Below are 5,170 nucleotides of genomic sequence, written 5' to 3'. Positions count from 1 at the left end.
CGGCTGCGGCTGCCCACCCTGCCGTACGCGATCTCCTGCGGCCAGGTGGTGAAGTTGGTCGGGGTCCTCGGGTGTTTGGCGCTCGGGTGCACGTCGTCGACGTCCGAACCCGGGCCGTCGCAGCCGTCGTCGCCGTTGCCTGGGTCGCCGCAGCCGCCGACTACGCACGTGGGCGCGCTCATTGCCTTCGTGTCCGATCGCGACGGCGTCGACGCGCTTTACCTGATGCAGACCGACGGCTCGAACGTACGACGGCTGACCAAGGCGCTCCCGCCGGTCTCGCACCCCGCATGGTCGCCGGACGGGCGACGGCTGGCGTTCAACGCTGGGTCGTCGGCGGCGAGCGACATCTACCTGATCTCCCACGACGGGACGGGATCGACGCAGATCACCCGCGACGCGGGCGCGAACTTCTACCCGAGTTGGTCACCGGACGGACGTCGACTGGCCTTCAGTTCGAACAGGGACGGAGATTGGGACATCTTCGTGATGGACGTCGACGGTTCGAACGTCCGGCAACTGGTGAACTCGCCCGGGCTGGACGACAAGCCGCAGTGGTCGCCGGACGGTTCGCGGATCGGCTTCGCGACCACACGCAGCGGCGCGCCCGAACTCCACGCGGTCGACCCCGACACGGGTCTCGAACAGCCGCTCCTGCCGCGGCCGGTCCGTGGCATCAACCCGGCCTGGTCGGTCGACGGGTCGCGGTTGGCGTACAACATCGTGACGTCGGCCGGCTTCGACATCGCGGTCGTCGCCGCGGACGGTACCGGCCAGCGCTCGGTGGTGGCCGAGTCGGCGTCGGAGGAACGGCCGCGGTGGTCTCCGGACGGCCGGTCGCTCGCGTACTACTCCGACGCTGGGGGTTCGTGGGACGTCTACGTCGCTGACGTCGAGACCGGCGTAAGCCGGGCTCTGACGAAGGCGCCCGGGTTCGACGGGCAGCCGGCGTGGCAACCGGTGGAGTAGCCCTGCCCTCAACCCGCCGGCCTGGCCCGGACCTCAGGTCCGCTCAGCGTTGTGCGAGGCGCTGGCGTAGGCCGGTGGCTCGGAGCGCCCGGTGGTCGAGGGCCAGGCGAACCGCGGCCTCGGATCCGACGATGCGGACCTGGTCCTGGGAGCGGGTGACCGCGGTGTAGAAGAGTTCGCGGGTGAGGAGCCGGGAGTCTTCGCCGGGCAGCAGCACGGTCACTTCGGCGGCCTGGCTGCCTTGGGCTTTGTGGATCGTCATCGCGTGCAGGGTCTCGACGTTGCCAAGGCGGCCGGGGGCGAAGTCGAGCCGTCCGCGAGTGCTGTCGATGTAGACGCGCAGGGAGCCGTCCGGTCGGCGCACGGTGACGCCCATCTCGCCGTTGTAGATGCCGAGGCCGTAGTCGTTGGCGGTGACCAGGATCGGCCGGCCGACGTACCAGGTGTCCCAGAGTGGGTCTTCGGTCTCCTCGGTGATCCAGCGCTCGACGGTCCGGTTCCAGTACGTGACGCCCCACGGGCCGTCGCGGTGGGCGCAGAGCAGGCGGTGCCGTTGGAGCGCGGCCAGGGCGGCGTCGGCGTTGCCGGATTCGGCGGCTTCCCGGATCGCGAGTGCGTCGGGGAGCAGCGCGGATCGCAGTGTCTCTCGGGGGTCTTCGTCCTCGATGAAGGTGACCCGCTCCCCACCACGGCGGAGCACGGTGAGTACGTCGTCCGGGCGGTTCTCGTGGACCGCGAGCGCCAGGTCGCCGATCTCGCTGCCGAACCGGTGGGACGTGCGCAGCTCGGCTGCCTTCGCATGTCCGCCGGCGACCAGTCCTTCGACCAGGTCGGCGAGGACCGCACCAGCTTCGATGGAGGCCAGTTGGTCGGGATCGCCCACGAGCACCAGCCGGGCGTCGCGCCGTACTGCCTCGAGCAGGCGCGCCATCATCGTCAGCGAGACCATCGAGGTTTCGTCGACGACGACGATGTCGTGCGGCAGCCGATTGTCGCGGTTGTGGCGGAAACGGGTCGACGAGTCCGGGCGCCGGCCGAGCAGCATGTGCAGGGTCCGGGCGTGGAAGTCGCCCAGTCGTGCGGTGTCCGTGTCGGAGAGGCGATGGCGCATCTCGTCGCGGACCGCTTCCTCCAACCGGGCTGCGGCCTTGCCTGTCGGTGCAGTCAGCGCGATCCAGGGACGGCGTTGGCCGGCCTTCTCCGCCTGCTCGGCGAGCAACGCCAGCAGTGCCGCGACCGTGGTGGTCTTGCCGGTGCCCGGACCGCCGGTGAGCACGGTCGTCCATTGCCTGGCCGCTGTCTCCGCTGCGATCCGTTGCTCGTCGTACGACGTACCAGGAAAGAGCCGGCTGAGTCCTGCCTGCAGTGCATCCTCGTCGGCGATCACCGGCGCCGGCTGGCCGGATCGGCGGCGGAGGTCCTGCTCGACCTGCTCTTCCTCTCGCCAGTACCGATCGAAGTAGAGGCGACTGCCTTCGAGCCGAAGCGGCTGGGGTGCGGCGAGCAGTGGGCTGGCCGCGACGGCTGCCAGCCACTCGTCGGGGTCGGGCCAGTCCAGGTCGGCGCCGTCCGGGCCGACCTCTTCGCGGACCTCGGTGAGGTCGAGGCAGACGGAGCCCGCGCGCACTGCCCGGACGACCAGCGCGCAGGCGAGCGCGACCGATTCGTCGCTCTCGCCCAGCATTGACGTCAGCCGAGTCGCGACATGGACGTCGGCCGCGACCAGCACTCCGGCCTGGTTGAAGTCGCGCAGCCTCCCGGCAGCGGTGAGCGCCAGCGAGGCGTCGAACTCGTCGACGGTCGTAGTCACAAGGTCCTCCCGTCGAGCAGGTCTGACAGTTCGAGCACCAGAGCGGGCGGCACTGGCCAGCTGAAAACGCCGGCCGGATGGTCGTCCAGGAGCGGCGTGTCTGGGCCGCACATTCCTCGCAGGTAGACGTAGATGACTCCACCGAGATGGTGGTCGGGGTCGTACGCCGGCAGCCGCCAGCGGAGGTACCGGTGCAGAACGACCGAGTACAGCAAGGCCTGCAGGGGATAGTCGGAGTGCAGCATCGCGGCAGCGAGCTGGTCGCGTCCGTAGTCCGCCGAGGTGGCCGGCTGTTCGGGGTCGCCGAGCCGGTTGGTCTTGTAGTCGACGACGACGAAGCGGTGGCTGTCGCCGTACGGGATCCGCAGTACGACGTCGATCGAGCCGGAGAGGTAGCCGCGCAGGCTCTGCCGGCCGAGCAGCGGTTGTTCGAGGCGGTCGGCGTACGCGACGAGTGGGTCGGACGGTGGAAGGTGACGGCGCAGCAGCGGCGCGAGGTCGGCCAGGCGTACGTCGGCCGCGACGCTCAGATCGCCTCCGGCCAGCGGAATCTCGAACTCCAGCTCGCGGAGCCGGTCACTCAGGCCGAGGGCACCGAGGGTCAGTCCGGGCGCCAGCGGTCCGAGTGGCGTGGTGTGCAAGGGCAGCAAGGCCTCCGCCAGGGCGTCCGGGGTCACCTCGACCCGCCACATGCGCAGTTGCTCACGGACCCGACGGGCCAGCTCGGCCCGGAGATCAGGTGCCTGCGGGTCGGCGTCCTCGAGCACAGCATGCACCAGGGAACCGAAGGTTGCTCCGACCGGCAGCCCTTCCATCGGAGACGGCAGCGCCTCGCCCGGTACGACGCCCGGCGCCGGCAGGGAGTCGATCGACTCGTCTTCCAGCCCACCGTCCTCGTGCTCACTGACCACGCCGCCCACCTGCTGCTCGGCGGCGCGGATCAGCCCGGAGTACGACGTACGACGCCAGGCGAGGTCGACCTCGCGGGAGAACGACGCGACCGTGAGCCCGCTCGGCAGCTCCGCACCCGCGGGTTCGGGACGCTCGCCGATCACCGACTCCTCGACGACTGGCCCGCCGGCCTGCTGCCAGCGCCGCAGCCAGATCAGTACGTCGTCGTCGGACGCGGCCCGCAGCAGGCTCTCGGGCACCACCTGATCGCCTTGTTTGCGGCCGCGCAGCAGCCGGGAGATTCCGCCGTTGATCTCGTCCCAGGAAGGCGCCCACCAGGCGACCACCTGGGATTGCGCACGGGTCAGGGCGACGTACGTGAGCCGGATGCTTTCACCGGCGACCTCGGTCCGCCAACGTTGTTCGCTGGCCTTGTAGCCCACGTGGTCGGGGCCGCCGATGTCGAGGTGTCGCGCACCGTCCTCGTGGAAGAGAAGGAGCTCTTCGTCATGCGGGTGATGATTGAACGCGAACGGGAGGTAGACGACGGGATACTGAAGGCCCTTGCTGACCCAGACCGTCATGATCTGGACTGCCGCGGCGTCACTGTCGAGGCGCCGCATTCGCTCGGCCGTACGCTCCCGCCGGGCGCATTCGGCACGCAGCCAGTCAAGCAGCGCGGGCAGGCCGAATCGCTCGCGGTGCACAGCCTCGTGCAGCAACTCGGCAAGGTGCGCGAGATCGGTCATGTCCCGCTCGCCGGCCTGCCAGGCCAGCACCCGCTCTGACATCCCACTGAGTTGCGCAGCCTCGAAGACAGCGGCGACTCCGCGCGTCCGCAAGTGGTCGGCCCACGCGCGCAGCGTCTGCCCGATCCGGTCGGTGAGCTCGTCACCGCCGGTGTGCAGGCTCGCCGCGGTCTCCCCGAAGAACATGGTGGTCGCCGCGGCCCGAACCAGACCGGAGCGGTGCGGTTGCTCGAACGCCTCGAGGAGACACAGCCAGTCCTTGGCGGCCTGTGACGCGAAGATGTCGAGGTCACCGGAGTAGACCGCGGGAATCCCGGCGGCGGCGAGCGCCTCGCGGCAGGCCCGTGCGTCCTTGTGCGCCTCGACGATCACGGCGATGTCGCCCGCGCGCAAGAGGCGATCGTCGTACGTCGCTCCGGCGGCGAGAAGCTGACCGATGTCGGCGGCGAGGTCGCGGGCGATGTGGTCGCGGAGGTCGTCCATCGGGATGCTCTTGCGCGAGGGCGAGCCGAACTGCTCCCGGCGGGCCACCCGGAGCCGGAACGGGGCGTCGGACGGCGCGCCGGCCAACCGGCTGCCCTGATGATGGGCAGCGACCTTGTGCACGACGATGTCGTCGTGGCCGAGCCGGGCGTCGCCCAGCACGACCTGGAGGCAGTCGACGAGTGGCTGGTCGCTGCGCCAGTTCATGTCGAGGGCGTTCGCGCCCGAGCGGGCCGCGACGTCGAGGATCTTGGCGATGTTCAGGTAG

General features: G+C 70.2%; 2 protein-coding genes and 1 pseudogene. 1 reads left to right on the top strand and 2 read right to left on the bottom strand.

Annotated elements, in window-relative coordinates; translation table 11 throughout:
* Positions 1–969, top strand: a pseudogene (locus ACWCOV_RS41420) (hypothetical protein); the annotation flags it as partial.
* Positions 970–1,012: 43 nt separating this feature from the next.
* Here the strand turns inward: ACWCOV_RS41420 and recD are convergent.
* Entirely contained in the window at positions 1,013–2,779 is a 1,767-nt protein-coding gene (gene recD, locus ACWCOV_RS41415) for an exodeoxyribonuclease V subunit alpha (protein WP_449834864.1), read from the bottom strand.
* Positions 2,776–5,170: 3'-5' exonuclease (locus ACWCOV_RS41410; RefSeq protein WP_449834863.1), on the bottom strand; the 2,395-nt coding region annotated here is incomplete at its 5' end. The genes recD and ACWCOV_RS41410, both read right to left, overlap by 4 nt.

Source organism: Kribbella sp. NPDC002412 (assembly GCF_053592935.1).
Note: the sequence above shows the minus strand (reverse complement) of the source record. Positions and strands in the feature narration are given on the sequence as shown.